Below are 18,664 nucleotides of genomic sequence, written 5' to 3'. Positions count from 1 at the left end.
GCTCTCCGCGAGTATTGAGTGGTCAGAATTGTAGCGGTTCAGCGTTTCCGTACCACACAGAAAAGAAAAGGACCACGGGCAGAAATTCCGCCGGTGATCCTTAAGTCGGAAAGAGAAGGCAGCGAAACCTTCTCTCTCCATTTTTTGCTTCTCCGTGCCTCAGAGGAAACGAGGGCAGCGGGTGAAGCGTTTATCAGGGATAAAGCCCTGAATGGAATCCGCAGCGGAAACCGCGGATCCCTCCGCTATTGATTAGCGGCTCTCGAGCTTCGCCTTCAGCAGGGCGCCGAGATTGGTCGTACCGGCGGACGGAGCGTCATTGTTCATGCGATCCATAGCGCGGCGGGCCTCAGCGGCTTCCTTCTGCTTCACGGAAACCTGGATGTTGCGGGTCTTGCGATCCACGCTGGTGATGACGGCAGAAACCTTATCGCCAACCTTCAGCTGGGTCGTGGCATCTTCAACGCGGTCCGGAGAGATTTCGGAAGCGCGGAGATAAGCCTCGGTGTCGTTGCCGAGATCAAGGACGGCGCCGCGGGCGTCGACAGACTTGACCGTACCTTCAACGATGGAGCCCTTCTCGTGGGCACCGGCGAAGTCGGAGAACGGATCACCGGAAAGCTGCTTGATGCCGAGAGAGATACGTTCGCGTTCGGTATCGATCGCGAGAACGACAGCCTCGACTTCATCACCCTTCTTGTAGTTGTGAACAGCCTGTTCGCCGGGTTCCTTCCAGGAGAGGTCGGAGAGGTGAACGAGGCCATCGATGCCGCCGTCAAGACCGATGAACACGCCGAAGTCGGTGATCGACTTGATCTGACCCTTGACGTGATCACCCTTCTTGTGGGTCTGAGCGAACTCTTCCCACGGATTGGCCTTGCACTGCTTCATGCCGAGGCTGATGCGGCGACGGTCTTCGTCGATCTCGAGAACCATGACTTCGACTTCTTCGCCGAGCGTCACAACCTTGCGCGGATCAACGTTCTTGTTCGTCCAGTCCATTTCGGACACGTGAACGAGGCCTTCGATGCCGTCTTCGATTTCAACAAACGCACCGTAATCGGTGATGTTGGAAACCTTGCCGAAGAGGCGGGTGCCGGACGGATAGCGGCGGCTGATGCCGATCCACGGATCCTCACCGAGCTGCTTCAGGCCGAGAGAAACGCGGGCGCGTTCGCGGTCGAACTTGAGAACCTTGGTCTCGATTTCCTGACCAACCTGAACGACTTCGCTCGGGTGGTGCACACGGCGCCAGGCGAGGTCGGTGATGTGGAGCAGGCCGTCGATGCCGCCGAGGTCAACGAACGCACCGTAGTCGGTGATGTTCTTGACGACGCCCTTAACAATGGCGCCTTCCTTCAGCGTGGCGAGCAGCTTGTTGCGCTCTTCGCCCATGTTGGCTTCGAGCACAGCGCGGCGGGAAACCACCACGTTGTTACGCTTGCGGTCGAGCTTGATAACCTTGAATTCGAGGGTCTTGCCTTCGTACGGGGTCGTATCGCGAACCGGACGGGTATCCACGAGGGAGCCCGGGAGGAACGCGCGGATGCCGTTGGTCATAACGGTGAGACCGCCCTTGACCTTGCCCGTGATCGTACCGGTAACCAGTTCACCGGATTCCTGAGCCTTCTCAAGATTCATCCAGGCAGCGAGGCGCTTGGCCTTGTCGCGGGACAGAATCGTATCGCCATAGCCGTTTTCAACGGACTCGATGGCCACAGAGACGAAGTCGCCCGGCTTGACCGTGACTTCACCCTGATCATCCTTGAACTCTTCAAGCGGAATGTAAGCTTCAGACTTAAGGCCGGCGTTCACGACGACAAAGTTTCCGTCCATGCGAACGACTTCGGCGGAAATAACTTCGCCAGGACGCATTTCCTGAGCAGCGAGGCTCTGGTTAAACAGGTCGGCAAAAGATTCGGTGTTTTTGGTTTCTTCAGTGTTGGACATGAAAAAAAAATCAGCACACCCAGATGCAAAGTGCACAGGGTGGAGTTAAACAAATAAAAGCAGGGGACCGTCACCTGACGGCCTCTGCGACCGGTACTGCAAATGGAATCAAAGATCTGCGGATGGGATCAGTGAGAACGTGAAACCCACCAAAACAGTATCTTATCAACTGTTTCCTGAATCGTGAGGAATGAAGAATCCAGTATCTTCGCGCCTTCAGCGGGCGCAAGCGGAGCATGGGCCCGGCGCATATCGCGGAGATCCCGTTCCTTCATTTCTTTAACGAGGTCATCTAGTGTAACGTCAATCCCTTTTTCGATCAACTGTTTATAGCGGCGATGTGCGCGTGCTTCCGCGGAGGCCGTAAGGAAAATCTTCAGTTCGGCATCCGGGAAGATGATCGACCCCATGTCGCGGCCGTCTGCCACGAGTCCCGGCTCGCGGCGCGCTTCGCGCTGCAGCTCAAAAAGAGCGTTGCGAACCGAGGGGATAACAGCGATGCAGGAGGCCGCCTGACCGACATCCTCCGTGCGGATGGCGTTCGTGATGTCTTCGCTGCCGAGAGAAATCCTCCCTCCCGCAAACACGGGAGAGATACCCATCGCGTGGGCCGTGACGGCCGCGATGTCCTTCAGATCAACGTTGGCCCTCAGACAGACAAGTCCCACGATGCGATAAAGCGCGCCGGAATCGAGGTAGTGGAACCCAAGAGCCTCCGCCACTTTCGACGCGACCGTGCCCTTACCGCTAGCGGTCGGGCCGTCAATCGTAATTACAGGAACCTGTCCCTTCATTTCTGTCATCAGAAAACCTCGTCAATTAAAGAATGAATGCGCCTAGTCTTTATCCGTCAGAGGGGCTGTTTTCACCAGTCCTGCCAGCCGCTCAAAATAGTCCGGGAAAGTCTTGGAAACGCACCCGGGATCAAGAATGCGTACAGAAACCCCGCCGCAGGCTGCGAGCGAAAGGCTCATCGCCATGCGGTGGTCCTTATATGTGCAGACCTCTGCTGGAAGAAGCTTTTGAGGAGATGTTACGCTTAACCAATCATCGCCGGTTTTCACATCGGCGCCGAATTTGGAAAGTTCTGCCTGCATGGCCGCTATCCGGTCGGTTTCTTTGACACGCCAGGAACCGATGCCGGTGAGCACCGTTTCCCCCTCGGCCATCAGCCCGATCGCGGCAAGCGTCATCGCGGCATCCGGAATCTCCGTGCAGTCCGCGTGAATACCGTGGAGTTTCCCGGACACAGGAGGCTTCGCCTCGATCCAGTTATCTCCCCAGGCAATTCTCGCCCCCATGCGTTCGAGGAATGCCGCGAACTGCACATCCCCCTGAATGGAATCGCGTCCCACTCCGGTAACGCGGACTCCGGCCCCGTCAGCTGTGCCGGAGAGCGCTCCAAGCGCGAGAAAGTATGACGCTCCGGACGCGTCACCCTCAACCAGGTAGGGGGTGCCGCGGCGGTACTCTGCGTGCGGAACAAAGAACCGGTCTCCCTGATCTTCCGCATGAACCCCAAACTGCTCCATCAGCTTCAGCGTCATGAGCACGTAGGGGCGCGAAATCAGATGCCCGTCCACGATAATCTCGAGCCCCTCAGGACCGGAGTAAACCGGCGAGGACAGGAGAAGCGCGGTGATGAACTGGCTCGACACTTCGCCGCTGATGTGACAGGCGGCTTTCCCGGAAACGGAACGGCGTTCGCCAATCCGAAGCGGAAAGAATCCTTCCCGGCCAAGACACTCGATTTCAGCCCCGAGCGACCGGAGTGCCACGAGAAGGTCTCCGATCGGACGCTCCCGCATCCGCTCAACGCCATCCAGAAGGTAACTGCCGCCGGCAAGCGCCAGCGCCGCCGTGAGCGGCCGTGCCGCTGTTCCGGCGTTGCCGAGGAAAAGCTCCGCGCTGCGAACCGGAAAACTGCCGCCGCAGCCTTCTACCGTCACCGACTCGGGATTGGTTTCATCAATTTCCACTGAAACACCGAGTGCCCGGAGCGATTCCATCATGCGCTCTGTATCGTCAGCTCTGAGGACTCCCTTAAGTTCAGTTCGTCCGGAGGAAAGCGCCGCAAGCAGCAGCGCGCGGTTCGAAATCGATTTTGAGCCCGGCATCGGGACTTCACCCGCGGCGCTGAGAATCGGGCGCACGGTCAGCACTTCTGGAAAAGTCTTCATGGCTTCTTCACCTGAGTCTTAAGGCTGTCACCCTGGCCAAGCTTCCGCCTTGCCTGCGCGGCGCGGGCGAAACCAGCCACCAGCTGATCGGCGTTCCCGTCATCAATCGCTTTCTGGAAGAGTTCGAGCTCGGCACGATATCGGCGCAGCCCCTCGGAAATCGCTTTCCGGTTCGCGAGGCAGATATCCCGCCACATAACAGGACTCGACGCCGCGATACGGCTGAAGTCAAGGAATCCTGTGCCGCCCATGGAGAGCAGCGTATCAGGGTCCCGGCTCTCCGTGATCATCGCGACGAGCGCGTAGGCGAGTACATGCGGCAGATGGCTCATCAGAGCAAACACTTCGTCATGACGTTCAGGCGACATGCGGATAATCTGCCCGCCGCAGGACTTCCAGAGCGACTCGATGATATCGACCGAACGGGCGCTCATGCCCTCCTCCGCGGTGCTGATGATCTTTTTCCCGACAAACATATCGGCAAAAGCATAGCGGACACCGGGCTTCTCACCCCCGGCTATCGGATGACAGGGGGCATACTGGGAAAATTTTTCCCCAAGCGCCCGGCGGGCCCCTTCCTGGACCATACCCCGGACTGAACCGATATCCGTCACAACAGCATCCGGTTTCATCACCGGAGCGATCTGCCGGAAAATCGACTCCATCGTCATCACCGGTGTCGCGACCATGATGACATCAGCGGTGCGCGCGGCCTCGGCGGGATCCGATCCCCCCTCCTCCGCGATTCCCATGCTGATCGCATCCGAAATTGCCTCCGGGCTCATGTCGCAGGCGTACACCGAGTGGATCGTGCCGGCCCGCTTCATGGCGAGCGCGGCGGATCCGCCCATCAAACCCATTCCGATTACGGCAAGCTTCAACCCCGGCTCCTTATGCGGCGGAGAGCTTCGCGAGAAGCTCCTTCAGAGCGGCAAGGAACCGTTCATTCTGCTCGGCCGTACCGACGGAAACGCGGATCCACTCCGGAAGTCCGAAGCTCGCGCAGGGGCGGATGATAATGCCGCGGTCAAGGAGTGCCTGATTGAGTTCGGCAGCCTTCGGTCCAATGTGAACGAGAACAAAGTTGCTCTTCGTCGGCACAAATTCAAGGTTAAGAGACGAGAATCCGTCTTCCAGCTGCTTCACGCCGCTGCGGTTCATCTCATAAACACGATCAAGGAAAGCCTGATCGTCCACACAGCCGGCAGCTGCCGCCTGAGCGAGCGTGTTGCAGTTGAAGGGCGGACGGATACGGTTCACGAGTTCAGGCAGTTCGCCGGAATTCACACCGAACCCGACGCGGAGACCCGCAAGACCGTAGGCCTTGGAGAAAGTGCGCGTCACAAAGAGATTCGGGTACTTCTTCACGAGCGCGATGGAATCAATCCGGTCTTCCTCCGGTACAAACTCGCGATAGGCCTCATCGAGCACCACCGTCACGCTCGGGGGAATCTTTCCGAGGAACGCTTCGAAATCAGCCTGGGAAATTGTGAGGCCGGTAGGGTTATTCGGGGTTGTCAGAAACACCACGCGGACTTCAGGCGTTACAGCCTTCGCGATGGCGTCCAGATCAATCGCAAAACCCTTCGCCGGAACTTCAACCGGCGTGCCGCCGCAGGCGAGCGTATCAATGCGGTAAACCGAGAAATAGAACTGGGAGTAAACCGACTTCGAGCCCGGTTCGAGAAGCGCTTCGCAGGTGAGCCCCATCAGCTCATCACTGCCGTTGCCGACAATGATCCACTCAGCCGGAACCCCCAGCCGCTTGGCGATCGCGTGCTTCAGGTTGTAGGCGTTTCCATCGGGGTAAAGGGCCACGTTATGCGCGGTCGCGGCCTCCCGGACTGCCTGCAGGGCGGATTCCGGCGCCCCGAGAGGATTCTCATTGCTGGCGAGCTTGAGAATATTCTCAGGCTTCAGTCCCTTTTCACGGGCGAGCTCACTGATCGGCTTACCGGCCTTATACGGCTCAATTCCGCGGATATAGGACGGAGCTGAAAGATTATCTGACATGCTGTTACTCCCAATATTTTTATTCTGACTGAGAAGCTGATGCGGGGTTAATCCAGCGCCTTGGGGTAGGAGCCGAGGAATTTGAAGACTGCCGTTCCCGCCTTGATTTCGGTCAGGGCCTTCTTCACCGCCTCATCTTCGATATGACTTTCTACATCAACAAAAAAATTGTATTCCCAGGCGCCATTCCGGGCAGGCCGGCTCTCCAGGTGCGTCATGGACACACCGTGGCGTGCCAGAGGCTCAAGTCCTTCGAAAAGCGCGCCTGCTTTATTCACCATGGAGAATTCAAAGGTCGTTTTATCCTTTCCGGGTTCCGGACTGCGATGCGTCGGATGGTGTCCGAGAACAAGGAAACGCGTGCGGTTTCCCGCCCAATCCTGAATTCCTTCACCGGCGATTCCAAGCTGATAAAGTTCCGCAGCCCGATGTGACGCAATAGCTCCGACCGTGTCATCCTCGGAAGCCATTCTTGCTCCCTCCGCGTTGCTTGAGCAGCTCACCTGTCTCACCCCGGGAAGGTGTGTCGCTAGCCAGTCCCTACACTGCGCGAGGGCCTGTGGGTGAGCCATCACGGTCTTCACTTTCGACAGGTCTCCGCTACGGGTAAGAAGGTTATGGATGATCGGGATCGACACCTCGCCCACAATCGTGAGCGACGTATCCAGAAGCAGATCCAGCGTAACCGCCACGGTTCCCTGAGTGCTGTTCTCTACCGGCACCACTCCGAAATCCGTGCGGCTGTTTTCCGTCGTCCGGAAGACATCCGCGATGGTTGCGCAGGGCCTGGCATCCACACTCGAGCCGAACTGACGTAGCACCGCCATTTCGCTGAAAGTTCCCGCAGGGCCGAGATACGCCACCGTGGTGGTCCGTTCCAGAGCCCGGCAGGAAGAGATAATCTCCCGGAAAATCGCCTTGACCGCGGGGCCATCAAAATTCCGGCTTAGAGACGCCGCGCGATCGAGAATCAGGTTCTCACGCTCCGGGCGGAAAACCGCGGTGCCGCTCGCCCCCTTCAGCTCGCCGACCCGGCGCACGACATCCGCACGCTGATCGACGAGTTCAACGATCTTCGCATCGATTCCGTCGATTTCATGACGGAGTTCTGCAAGCTGGGTTTCTTTATCCATGGCGGCGCTCGAAATCCTGCATGAAGTCCGCAAGCTGCTTTGCGCCTTCTGTCGGCACAGCGTTGTAGACCGAGGCCCGCATGCCGCCGATACTGCGGTGGCCGCGGATATTCTTAAGCCCGAGCGCCGCGGCCTCCTCAACAAAGAGGTCATTCAGGGACTCGTCCTTCAGCCAGAATGTCACATTCATGCGGCTGCGGAAAGCGGGCTTCACCTTCCCCGTATAGAAGCCGTCTGATGCATCAATCACGCTGTAGAGCGCGCCGGATTCTTCGGCGGCTCTTCTTGCCATTTCAGGCACGCCGCCCTGCTTCTCAAGCCAGTGACAGACGAGGTTCGCGATATAGATCGCGAAAGTCGGAGGCGTATTCAGCATCGAGTTCTTGCTTGAGTAGTTTTTCCAGTCCAGCATTACCGGGCAGTTTTCGGGGGCGCGGCCAATCAGATCATGGCGGACAGCGGCAATAGTGAGTCCCGCAATGCCAAAGTTCTTCTGGGCGCCGAACCAGATGGCACCGAATTTCCGGATATCAAACGGCCGGGTCAGGATGTTGCTCGACATATCGGCAACGAGCGGCACGCTCCCGGTGTCGGGAACATAGTTGAACTCAATCCCGTGGACTGTCTCATTATCACAGTAGTAAACGTATGAGGCGTCATCCGGGATCCGGAGGTCCTGCTGCTGAGGCACGTTGGTTTCATCCCCCTCAGCCGCGATCGAAATGCCGCCAAGCCGCCCTGCCTCATGCGCCGCCTTGCGGGACCAGGTTCCATTCACGATGTAGCAGCCGCCTCTGCGGGAAGGATCAGACGCGGAAACCGGAGCTATCAGATTAAGCGGCACCATGGAGAACTGCATATGGCCGCCGCCCTGCATGAAGAGAATGTCGTACTCCTCAGGAATGTCGAGCAGAGAGCGAAGCATCTGCTGGGTCTCGTTATGCACCTCGGTAAAGGCCTTGCTGCGATGGCTGATCTCCATAATGGAGCAGCCAGTGCCTCTGAAATCCAGCAGTTCGTCCCGGACCTGTTCCAAAACTTCGAGGGGCAACTCCGAGGGACCTGCCGAAAAATTAAAGCAACGGCTCATTCTCTGACTCCTAAAACTGAATTTTTCCTGCTTAAAGTGCCGGAAGGGAATGCCGCAGGAGCATTCCCTTCCTTCTCTTTTATACCTGAACCGGATCAAAGATCGTCAAGTGACGGGGTCTCTTCCGGGGACGGATCCGCGGGACCGTCTTCCGATCCCTCGCCCTCACCGCCCTCAGGCGCAGGCTCGGCATCGTCTCCCCCCTGATCCTTCACCGGGGTCACGCTCACCAGATCATCATCCTTCAGATTGACGAGCTTCACACCCTGCGTCGCGCGGGAGCAGATGCGGATATCGCAGACCGGAATACGGACCAGCTTGCCCTTCTTCGTGAGAAGAATGACTTCATCATTCTCATCAACCAGACAGGCTGCCACAACCTTGCCATTGCGCTCCGTGGTTGCGATGGCGATCATGCCCATCGTATTGCGGCCATGCATCGTGTACTCCGCGATCGGAGTGCGCTTGCCGTAACCGTTTTCTGTCGCGGTGAGCACCATCTGACCTTCGTCGTTGGCAACGATCATCGCGATGATCCTGTCTTCAGGACGGATCTTCATACCGCCGACACCGCGGGCCGTGCGACCCATCGGGCGCACTTCGTTTTCATCGAAGCGAAGCGCCTTGCCAGCGTCAGAGAAGAGCATCACGCTGTGAGCGCCGTCTGTCAGATCCGCGCCGATCAGCACGTCACCTTCATCCAGAGTGATCGCCGAGGTACCGCCGTTCTGAACCTTAGAGAATTCGCTGAGCGGCACCTTCTTCACAACACCGCGGGCGGTAGCGAAGAAGACGAAGTGCTCGCGGGCAAAGTCACTGAGAAGCGTGAGACGGAAGGCTTCGCGGGCCGCGTTTCTGGCCTTAGCGGGGAGGTCGCCGAGCGTAACAGCATCCCATTCAGCGCCGTGTTTTGCAGCGAGATCGTTCAGCGTCTTGTCGCAGATCGTACGGGCCTGGCTCTGAATATCTTCCGGCAGATCCTGAATATTCATCATGCTCCAGGTCTTGCTGTTCTTCTTCGCGCGGCGCTCCTCTTCCTTCGCTGGCGTATCCCATCCGGTCAGATTCTTCAGCTCAGTCTGCACAGAGATCGGAAGATCCGTGAGTGAAAGCTGGCGCCACTTCTCATCCGGAAGTCCCGGCATTTCGTCCCGATCAGAGCACACATCCGCTCGGATTGATTCACGCACATCCTCGGGCAGTTCCTCAAGCTTCACTTCATCACGGTTCAGCCTCAGGAGCTGGTTTCGCACCGGCAGACGGGCTGTCGCGAAGAAGACACAGTGGTTGTCGTCCGGGGTCGGGATCGAAAGGATGTTCGTTACGCGTTCGAACACCATTTCCTTGCCGCCGTTGCCGTCATCCTGCTCATACTGCTGGAGCGAAATCAGATTCTGGATCGGGCGTCCCTTGGAGCCCGCGCTGCCGGCCGGCACCATATAGGCGTGGTTGATCAGGTAAAGCCTGCCGAGATTCGTGAAGCACATAATCTGGTCATGCGTGCTCGCGACAATCAGCTGATCGCCGGCATCCTCGTCACGGAGTTTGCCGGAGTTGCGTCCCATGCCGCCGCGGTGCTGGGCCTGGTAATCAGAAAGATCCTGGCTCTTGATGTAACCGTCGCGGCTGAGCGTGACCACAACATCCTTTCTCGGAATCAGATCAAGCTCATCAAAATCCGGATCGCCGGAAGGATCGATCTCCGAGCGGCGGGCATCGCCGTACTTTTCCTTGATGTAGAGAAGATCATCGGCGATGATCTTCACCACACGCTCATCCTTCGCGAGAATGTCGAGGTAGTCAGCAATCTGGGCGCAGAGTTCCTTATAGGCGGCAATGATGCTTTCCTGCTGCGTCGCGGTGAGAGTCTGGAGACGCATATCGAGAATGCGTTCCGTCTGCACGCGGGAGAGCCAGTAGAGGCCATCCGAGCGGAAACCGCTGTTCGGTTCCACATCCTGCGGCCGGTAGTCACGGTAGTTGCCTGCCACGGAGCCGATCATCTCGTTCACGATCTTCGCGTTCCAGCCCTTGCCCATCAGGCGGTCACAGGCCTCGGCGCGGTCGGAGGATGACTTGATGATCTCGATGAATTCATCAATGTTCGCCAGTGCGATGGCAAGGCCTTCCTGCAGATGGCCGTCAGCGCGGGCTTTCCGAAGCAGGAAGCGGGTACGGCGCACCACCACTTCGCGGCGAAGGCCAATAAAGGCATTCACGAGCTGCTTCAGGTTCAGCAGCTGCGGGCGGCCGTCAAGCAGCGCCACCATATTGATACCGAAGGTCGTCTGAAGCTCGGTCAGCTTGAAGAGATTATTGCGGACCGCTTCCGTGTGAGCGTCGCGCCGGAGCTCGATCACGATACGGATTTCCTTAGAGGACTCATCCCGGAGATCCACAATGCCGTCGATCTTCTTCTCGCTCCGGAGGGCCGCGATCTTCTTGATCAGTTCGGCCTTGTTCACCATGTAGGGGAGTTCGTCCACAACGATAGACGTATGTCCCTTGTCATCGGTTTCGTCGTGCATCTTGGCGCGGATCAGCATGGAGCCGCGGCCGGTGCGGTACGCCTGACGGACACCGCTGAGACCGAAAATGATGCCGCCAGTCGGGAAATCAGGAGCCGGGAGGAAACGGATCAGGTCATCCACGCTCGCCTCAGGGTGATGCAGCGCGTAGAGGCACGCATCAATTGTTTCTCCGAGGTTATGCGTCGGGATGTTCGTCGCCATGCCGACCGCGATACCCTGGCTGCCATTCACCAGCAGCTGCGGGAAGCGGGCGGGCAGCACCGTCGGTTCTTTTTCTGTACCGTCAAAGTTCGGTGTCATATCGACCGTATCACGGTCGATATCAGTCAGCATCTCTTCCGCAATGCGGCTCAGACGGACTTCCGTGTAACGCATGGCAGCCGCAGGGTCGCGGTCAATCGTGCCGAAGTTGCCGTGACCGTCAACGAGCGGATAGCGGAGCGAGAAAGGCTGCGCCATACGGACGATCGTGTCATAGACCGCGGTATCACCATGCGGGTGGTACTTACCGATCACGTCGCCGACCACACGGGCCGACTTCTTATAGGGAACATCGTGGCGGTTGCCGAGGCGCCACATGGCATAAAGCACGCGGCGGTGAACCGGCTTGAAACCGTCCCGGGCGTCCGGAAGCGCACGTCCGATCAGCACGCTCATCGAGTAATTGAGGTAGGCCTCCTCCATCTCATCGGAAATATTGACCTGATGAATATCTTCCTGGAGCTGAGAAACCATTTCGGAACCGGAATTGTCTCCGGAAGACGGATTCGCCTTGCCTTCGTTTTCGTCTGTCGCCATAAACCAGCCTGTGAAAATTGGCGGACCGGAAATGCATCCGCCAAGCAAAAAAAGTTGGCATTAATTTTAACAGATAGGGCTCGTCATTCCGGCCAGAACCGGCTGAAATCTCAAAGAAAACGGCCTTAGACTGGCCTGAAATGAGATTCTTGTATTTTTTAACCTGTCCCTATTTTTATTTTTCAGATTTACAGGAGACCTTCAGTTTGGAATCTGAGACGCTCCTGACCGGGAATTCCGTCCACGGATAAAAAAACACCCGGAAGCTGCAGCAAAGCAGCATCCGGGTATCAGGGCTGGAAAAAACGCTGATCAGCGCTTTCTCAGCCAATGAATGTAGTGAACGGCTCCGGCCGCTTCTTCCGTTTCCTGCGCGAGAAGCGCGTTCCCTGTCTGATCAGAAAACGCCTTCAGGTCATGGACAGAAACCGGGTCGAGGCAGATCACCTTCAGAATGTCTCCTGACTGCATTCCCCTCAGGGCCCGGGCGCTTTTCAGCACGGGCTCGGGGCACTTGCCGTCGACCGAAATCTCCTGGTCGGCGTGCAGACGGGCTTCCGTTTCACTCATCCCTTGAAACTCCGATCAGGCGCGCTCGCCGACCCAGCCGTAAACAGACTCGAGAGCCTTCGGCAGAGCCTCAGCATCGGAACCGCCGGCCATAGCGAAGTCAGGCTTTCCGCCTCCCTTGCCGCCGACCTGAGCCGCGACGAACTTCACGAGTTCACCGGCCTTCAGTCCCTTCTTCACGAGATCAGGCGTGACACCAGCGCAGAGCTGGAGCTTGGCGCCATCCTTCGTGGCGAGAACCACGACAGCACTGTGCAGCTTATCGCGGAGCTTATCAGCCATTTCGCGGAGCGCATTGGCATCGGCACCGTCCACAGAAACCGCCACCACCTTGACGCCATTCACTTCGCGGGCGTTTTCAGCGATGTCAGAGCTCGCGCTCGCGGCGATCTTCGCCTGGAGCGAGGCGACTTCCTTCTCGAGCGAGTGGATCTGCTCAATGCAGGCGCTCACCTTCTCAGGCAGCTCGGATTCCTTCACGCCGCGGAAGTTCTGCTGGAGATCGCTCACGAGAGCGGTCTTCTGCTGCAGGACATGGAGCACATTCATACCCGTCACGGCTTCGATACGGCGGACGCCAGCCGAAATACCCGCTTCGGAAATGATCTTGAAGGATCCAATGTCACCCGTACGGGCCACGTGCGTGCCGCCGCAGAGCTCCTTCGAGGAGCCGATCGACACAACGCGGACTTCCTTGCCGTACTTCTCGCCGAACAGCATCGTGGCGCCCGTCTTCTTCGCGTCTTCGACAGACATTTCCTCAGTCTTCGTCGGGACGTTGGCGAGGATTTCCTCGTTCACGAGCTGTTCCACTTCCGCAATCTGCTCAGCGGTAACCGGGTGATCGTGCGTAAAGTCGAAACGCGTGATCTCCGGCGTCACCAGGCTGCCCTTCTGGGCAACGTGTGCTCCGCAGACCGTGCGCAGCGCCTTATGCATCAGGTGCGTCACGGAGTGATTGCGGGCGATCGCGGCGCGGCGTTCAGCGTTAACGCTCACGGAGAAGATATCGCCGATATGCACGGAACCCTCGTGAATGTGGCAGCTGTGGCCGAACACGGAGGCCTTGATCGTCATCGTATCGAGAATCTGAGCGATCGTGGAGGCGTTTTCAGCCACACCCTGATCACCCACCTGACCACCCATTTCGGCGTAGCACGGAGTCTTATCAAACACGAGAACCGCATCATCGCCGGCTTCAGCGGACGTCACATCGGTGCCGTCCTTATAAATCGCGAGGACGCGGCAGCCTTCAGTGCGGAGCTCCTGATAACCGCGGAATTCGTTCGTCGGGCCGTTGTAGACCAGACCGGCGGCAATCTTGAACTTGCCAGCGGCACGGGCCTTCGCACGCTGCTCTTCCATCGAACGGTCGAAAGCGTCCGTATCCACCTTGATGCCCTTTTCGCGGCAGACGTCAGCAGTAAGGTCAGCCGGGAAGCCGAAGGTATCATGGAGCTTGAACACCACGTTGCCGTCGAGTACGCCATTCGTCGTCTTGGCGATAGCGTCTTCGAGAATCTCCATGCCGTTCGCGAGCGTGAGGAAGAAACGCTCTTCCTCGGCCTTGATCACCTGAGCGATGTTCGGCTTATTGAGCTCGGGGTACACATCACCCATTTCACGGGCGAGCGGTTCAACGAGCGTATAGAAGAACGGAGCGCGGGCACCGAGCTTGTAGCCGTGGCGGATGGCGCGGCGGCAGATACGGCGCAGCACATAAGCGCGGCCTTCATTGCCCGGCAGCACGCCGTCAGCAATAGCGAACGAGCATGCGCGGATGTGGTCAGCAATCACCTTGAGAGAAGGCGTACCGGGTTCCACGTCCGTGGCACCGGCCTTCTCGACAGCGGCCTTGGCGGCAGCCATCAGATTGCGGAACAGATCAATGTCGTAATTCGTCGGAACGTTCTGAATCACGGACGCGATACGCTCGAGACCCATGCCCGTATCGATGTTCGGATGCGGCAGGCGGTTCATCTTGCCGGAGGCATCGCGGTTGAACTGGGTGAACACAAGGTTCCAGATTTCCAGATAACGGTCGCCATCCTCATCCTTGCTCCCCGGAGGACCGCCCTGAACCGACGGACCGCGGTCAAAGAAGATCTCGGAGCAGGGACCGCAGGGGCCCGTGTCGCCCATCATCCAGAAGTTATCGGACATGTACTTGCCGCCCTTGTTATCGCCGATACGGACGATTCTTTCAGCGGGGATGCCGATTTCCTTGTTCCAGATGTCGTAGGCCTCGTCATCATCAACGTAAACCGTCACCCACAGACGGTCTTCCGGCAGCTCAAGAACCTTCGTCAGGAATTCCCAGGCCCACGGAATCGCGTCCTGCTTGAAATAGTCGCCGAAGCTGAAGTTGCCCAGCATTTCAAAGAACGTGTGATGACGCGCGGTGTAGCCGACGTTATCCAGGTCGTTATGCTTGCCGCCGGCGCGGATGCACTTCTGGCTGGTCGTCGCGCGGGTGTACTCGCGCTTCTCGATACCGAGGTAGCAGTTCTTGAACTGGTTCATGCCAGCATTCGTGAACAGCAGCGTCGGGTCATCCTCAGGTACTACGGGGCTGGAGGGAACAATCGTATGTCCCTTGCTCTGAAAGAACTGGAGATAAGCGTTTCTTATCTCCGAGGCAGTCATGTATTTCATTAAAACGGTCCGTATTGAAAAGGCGGAATCAGCTTCCGCCTTCGCAGAGTAATTTCTTTGCAGGTAAAACTGCGCAGCAATGAATTTGCTGATTCTAACCCGTATGCGCAGTTACCTGAAGTGGGGGCGGTGAGAGAAACTCCTAAGAGGAGCTTCCTCAGGCAATTGTCGAATAGCCGCCCGCACGGTCCGATTCGCGCAGATAGCGGTCAAACTGCATGGCCACGGCGCGCACAAAGATCTTCCCCTTCGGCGACACGACGATGCGGTCAGGATGAAGCTCCACGAGTTCATGCTTCTCGTAGTGAGCGAGATGCTTCAGCTCCCAGGCGAAGGTCTTATCGAAATCAATGCCGAACTTCTGCTCCACTTCGGACTTCACGAGCTCAAACTGGCACATGATCCGCATGATGACCCAGTAGCGGAGCTCATCCTCGTCGGAGAGACGGAAGCCGCGGACCGTCGCGAGGCGGCCCTTGTTGATCGCGTCATAGTACGGCTTGATATCGCGCGGGTTGCAGGCGTAGATTCTACCGACCTTCGAAATGGAGGAAGCGCCGAGCGCCACCATGTCGCAGTCAGCGCGGGTTGAATAGCCCTGGAAATTCCGCTGCAGCGTGCCGTTCTTCTGAGCGATGGAGAGAGGATCGTTTTCCTTAGCGAAATGATCCATGCCGATATAGCGGTATCCGTTTGCGGTGAGGCGGCGGATCGCGTCAAACATGATTTCGACCTTGGTGAGAGTCGACGGCAGATCGGCGTTAAGGATCATGCGCTGGGGCTTGAAGTGATTCGGGAGATGCGCGTAGTGGTAGAGCGCGATACGGTCAGGCGACATTTCGATCACCTTATCGATCGTCTCCGCGAAGCTCTCTCGGGTCTGTTTCGGAAGACCGTAAATGAGATCCATATTGACGGAATGGAAGCCTGCGGCCCGGGCATTGTTCACGGTGTCACGCACAAGCTCGTAGGGCTGGATACGGTTCACCGCCTTCTGCACATCGGGGTTCAGATCCTGGACGCCAAGGCTCATGCGGTTGAGGCCAAGCTCAGCCAGCTTCTCAACCTTATCCTTCGGGCAGCAGCGGGGATCCACTTCGATCGAGAATTCACCGCCCTTCTGCAGCGGGAAACGGGAGCGGATGATGGACATCACGCGCTCCAGTTCTTCATTCGTGAGGAAAGTCGGCGTGCCGCCGCCAAAATGCAGCTGCTCAATCTCGGTGTCGCCCGTAAGATGCTGCTTTACGAGATCGGCTTCCTTCGCGATAACGTCAAGATAGCCCGTGGCGCGGTCATGATCACGCGTCACGATCTTATTGCAGCCACAGTAGTAGCAGACATCATTACAGAAAGGAATATGAACGTAGACGGAGAGTGCCCGCTTATTCTTTTCGTTCTCGCGGTTCCGGAGTGCTTCTTCATAATCCTCGGCGGTAAGCGCCGAAGTAAAACGGTCAGCTGTCGGATATGAGGTATAGCGGGGAGCCGGGATGTCAAATTTTTTCAGTAAATCAAGGTCCGGCAGTTCCACGCCGCTCGCAGAAAGATCACTCATGCAGGTATCTCCAAAAAAACGCATGACCTAGGTTAGAAGATCCTGATATTATTGCCACTATGTTCCAGTTGCTTGACTAGCGTCAAAAACAAAAACGACACCGTCCAGGCTTTTTTGTAGGTATTTATCGCAGGTCTTCTTCAGGAATATGTGCATTGTACTGATCCGAGCTTATATGAGTATGACCAGGCTCTGAGCAGTGCTGAAGCCCCCTTGTTTTTAATCTGGTATTCATCTCTGATGACAACTCCAAACATTTCTTTGTCGACTCTTCGAGTTGCTTGTTCCAACTGCAATCTGCGGGAACTCTGCCTACCGCTCCGGCTGTCGCTCAAGGAAATTGAACGCATTGAGGACATGGTCACGACCCGCAAGAGAATCAAGCGGGGGGAAGCGCTTTACCGCGCCGCGGACCATTTCGACTGCCTTTACGCAATCCGCCTCGGCTTCCTGAAGAGCACCGTAATGTCGAGTGACGGACGGGAACAGGTCATCGCCTTCCATATGGCTGGCGAGATGATCGGTCTCGACGGCATTGCAAGTGACGTCCATTCCTGCGACGTCATCGCCCTGGAGGACACGGAGGTCTGCGTTCTGCCCTATGACCGGGTTCTGGACGTCACGACGTCGCTCCGCTCGATGGGGGCCCATTTCCATAAGATTCTGTCGCGTGAAATCGTCCGGCAGCACGGCATCATGCTCCTGCTCGGCTCCATGCACGCTGAGGAACGTCTGGCGGCTTTCCTTCTCAATCTCTCGCAGCGATTCGATGCCCGCGGCTACAGCCGCAGCGAATTCGTGCTCCGCATGACACGCGCCGAAATCGGTTCCTATCTCGGTCTGAAACTGGAAACCGTGAGCCGCGTGCTTTCCCGCTTCTCGCACGATGGCCTGATTCAGGTGAATCAGAAGCACGTCCAGATTCTGAATGCCTCAGGACTGCGTGCCATCGTTTCAGGACAGCCCGCAGCGGCTGATGCCGGGAATTACGACGACGATATCAGTCTCGAGCCCTGAGTCTCTGCGCCGCAGCCCCCTGTAAACAAAACGCCTGAAGGATTTTCCATCCCTCAGGCGTTTGTTTTCGCGCGATCCGTATAAATCAGACGCGGACCAGAACCGAGCGCTCAATCACGAAGGGCTCCGTGATCGTGCAGCGCTTCGCGATCCCCGGCGTCATATAGACCGCCTTGCAGTCAGCGCTCATCAGAATGGCTTCCAGATCCGGACGGCGGGAGAGGAGCTCAAGAGACTTCTTTTTGCCCATGGCAAAAAGCGCCGTGCACCAGGCATCCGCTTTCGCTCCATCCTTATCAACGATAGTGACGGAGGAGAGGTCAGTCGTCACGGGGTAACCTGTTACAGGAGACAGAATGTGTCCATAGGTCTTCCCGTGCGTCTGCAGCTTTCTCTCGTAGGCTCCCGACGTGATCACGGATTCATTCTCAGCGGAAACCACAGCGAAGAACCCGTTCCGCTCCTCGAGCGGATGCTGGAGACCGATCTTCCAGGGGCGGTTCCCGGGAACGGAACCGATCAGCACCACGTTACCGCCGAGATTCAGAAGCCCCCGCTTCATGCCGAGGCCTGACAGGTAATCTGCCATCCTGGTGCCGATATAGCCCTTCGCAATGCCGCCCATATCGATATCTTGGCCCGGCGCGATATAGATGTAGCACTTACCATCCCGGCGGGTCACGCGGATCTTTCGCCAGTCAACGTACTTCAGGGCTTCACGGATAGCCGCCTCACTCGGAACTGCCTTTCCGCCGAAACCGATCTTCCAGACATCAACCAGCTTTCCAATAGTGGGTTCAAACGCTCCATCAGACTCCCGGGCAACAACAATGGAATCCTCTACCACCTCAGCCACTTCCGGTGGAACCTCAACATCGGTTCCCGAGTGACGGATCACCTCCAGCAGCGGACTGTCAGCCTCATGCACGGTCATCAGCGAGGCGAGGCGATTCATCTCATCATCCGCCTTCCCTAACCACAGATCGGCCTTTTCCTGCGTAGGCGCGTAGACCTGAAGAAAAATCATGGTGCCCATCGAGAAAGTGGTTTTCTGAGCGGAAAACTCGCTCTCCTGGCTCACAGCGGCAAAGGCAGCCGGCGCGGCAGCCGAGGCAATCAGGGGCAGCGTCGCCTGAAGAAAATGACGGCGGAAAATCATAAATCGGACA

At 57.6% G+C, this 18,664-nt stretch carries 13 protein-coding genes; 1 reads left to right on the top strand and 12 read right to left on the bottom strand.

Features of this window, described 5'->3' with window-relative positions; all coding sequences use genetic code 11:
* Positions 1-252 precede the first annotated feature (252 nt).
* From rpsA to hemN, 11 genes are all read right to left on the bottom strand, one after another.
* Complete coding sequence (rpsA, locus tag BN1936_RS03715; protein WP_049686646.1) at positions 253-1,950, bottom strand: 30S ribosomal protein S1; 1,698 nt, start codon at positions 1,948-1,950, stop codon at positions 253-255.
* Positions 1,951-2,078: 128 nt separating this feature from the next.
* Positions 2,079-2,753 (bottom strand): (d)CMP kinase, encoded by a 675-nt coding sequence (gene cmk / locus BN1936_RS03710; RefSeq protein ID WP_022443664.1) that lies wholly within the window; start codon positions 2,751-2,753, stop codon positions 2,079-2,081.
* A gap of 33 nt (positions 2,754-2,786) precedes the next feature.
* Complete coding sequence (aroA, locus tag BN1936_RS03705; protein ID WP_022443665.1) at positions 2,787-4,130, bottom strand: 3-phosphoshikimate 1-carboxyvinyltransferase; 1,344 nt, start codon at positions 4,128-4,130, stop codon at positions 2,787-2,789.
* Positions 4,127-5,011 (bottom strand): prephenate dehydrogenase, encoded by an 885-nt coding sequence (locus BN1936_RS03700; RefSeq protein WP_049686644.1) that lies wholly within the window; start codon positions 5,009-5,011, stop codon positions 4,127-4,129. Before BN1936_RS03700 ends, aroA begins: the two co-directional genes overlap by 4 nt.
* 10 nt (positions 5,012-5,021) lie before the next feature.
* A complete protein-coding gene (gene hisC, locus BN1936_RS03695; protein WP_049686643.1) occupies positions 5,022-6,143 on the bottom strand; it encodes a histidinol-phosphate transaminase in 1,122 nt (373 codons plus the stop codon).
* A 47-nt stretch (positions 6,144-6,190) separates the two neighbouring features.
* Positions 6,191-7,276 (bottom strand): prephenate dehydratase, encoded by a 1,086-nt coding sequence (gene pheA / locus BN1936_RS03690; RefSeq protein ID WP_022443668.1) that lies wholly within the window; start codon positions 7,274-7,276, stop codon positions 6,191-6,193.
* Positions 7,269-8,366, bottom strand: a complete 1,098-nt coding sequence (gene serC / locus BN1936_RS03685; RefSeq protein ID WP_049686642.1) for a 3-phosphoserine/phosphohydroxythreonine transaminase — start codon at positions 8,364-8,366, stop codon at positions 7,269-7,271. The genes pheA and serC overlap by 8 nt, the downstream gene beginning before the upstream one ends.
* A 95-nt stretch (positions 8,367-8,461) precedes the next feature.
* Positions 8,462-11,632, bottom strand: a complete 3,171-nt coding sequence (locus BN1936_RS11650; RefSeq protein WP_456236239.1) for a DNA gyrase subunit A — start codon at positions 11,630-11,632, stop codon at positions 8,462-8,464.
* Positions 11,633-12,007: 375 nt separating this feature from the next.
* Positions 12,008-12,265 (bottom strand): sulfurtransferase TusA family protein, encoded by a 258-nt coding sequence (locus tag BN1936_RS03675; RefSeq protein WP_022443673.1) that lies wholly within the window; start codon positions 12,263-12,265, stop codon positions 12,008-12,010.
* Between the two features lie 15 nt (positions 12,266-12,280).
* Positions 12,281-14,911: an alanine--tRNA ligase gene (gene alaS / locus BN1936_RS03670; RefSeq protein ID WP_049686641.1), complete on the bottom strand. Its 2,631-nt coding sequence runs from the start codon at positions 14,909-14,911 to the stop codon at positions 12,281-12,283.
* 166 nt (positions 14,912-15,077) lie between these two features.
* Positions 15,078-16,478 carry an oxygen-independent coproporphyrinogen III oxidase gene (hemN, locus tag BN1936_RS03665; protein WP_049686640.1) on the bottom strand — a complete coding sequence of 467 codons (1,401 nt, stop codon included), beginning with the start codon at positions 16,476-16,478 and terminating at the stop codon, positions 15,078-15,080.
* A 240-nt stretch (positions 16,479-16,718) separates the two neighbouring features.
* Between hemN and BN1936_RS03660 the strand changes: the two genes are divergently transcribed.
* Positions 16,719-17,495, top strand: coding sequence for a helix-turn-helix domain-containing protein (locus tag BN1936_RS03660; RefSeq protein WP_022443157.1), 777 nt, complete (start codon positions 16,719-16,721; stop codon positions 17,493-17,495).
* Positions 17,496-17,580: 85 nt separating this feature from the next.
* On the opposite strand, the gene BN1936_RS03655 is transcribed toward BN1936_RS03660, so the two are convergent.
* On the bottom strand, positions 17,581-18,654 hold the full coding sequence (locus BN1936_RS03655) for an FAD:protein FMN transferase (RefSeq protein WP_053101796.1): 1,074 nt from the start codon (positions 18,652-18,654) through the stop codon (positions 17,581-17,583).
* Between the last annotated feature and the right edge of the window lie 10 nt (positions 18,655-18,664).

Source organism: Dakarella massiliensis, assembly GCF_001182045.1.
Taxonomy (GTDB): domain Bacteria; phylum Pseudomonadota; class Gammaproteobacteria; order Burkholderiales; family Burkholderiaceae_F; genus Mesosutterella; species Mesosutterella massiliensis.
This window is presented reverse-complemented; position numbering and strand designations above follow the sequence as displayed.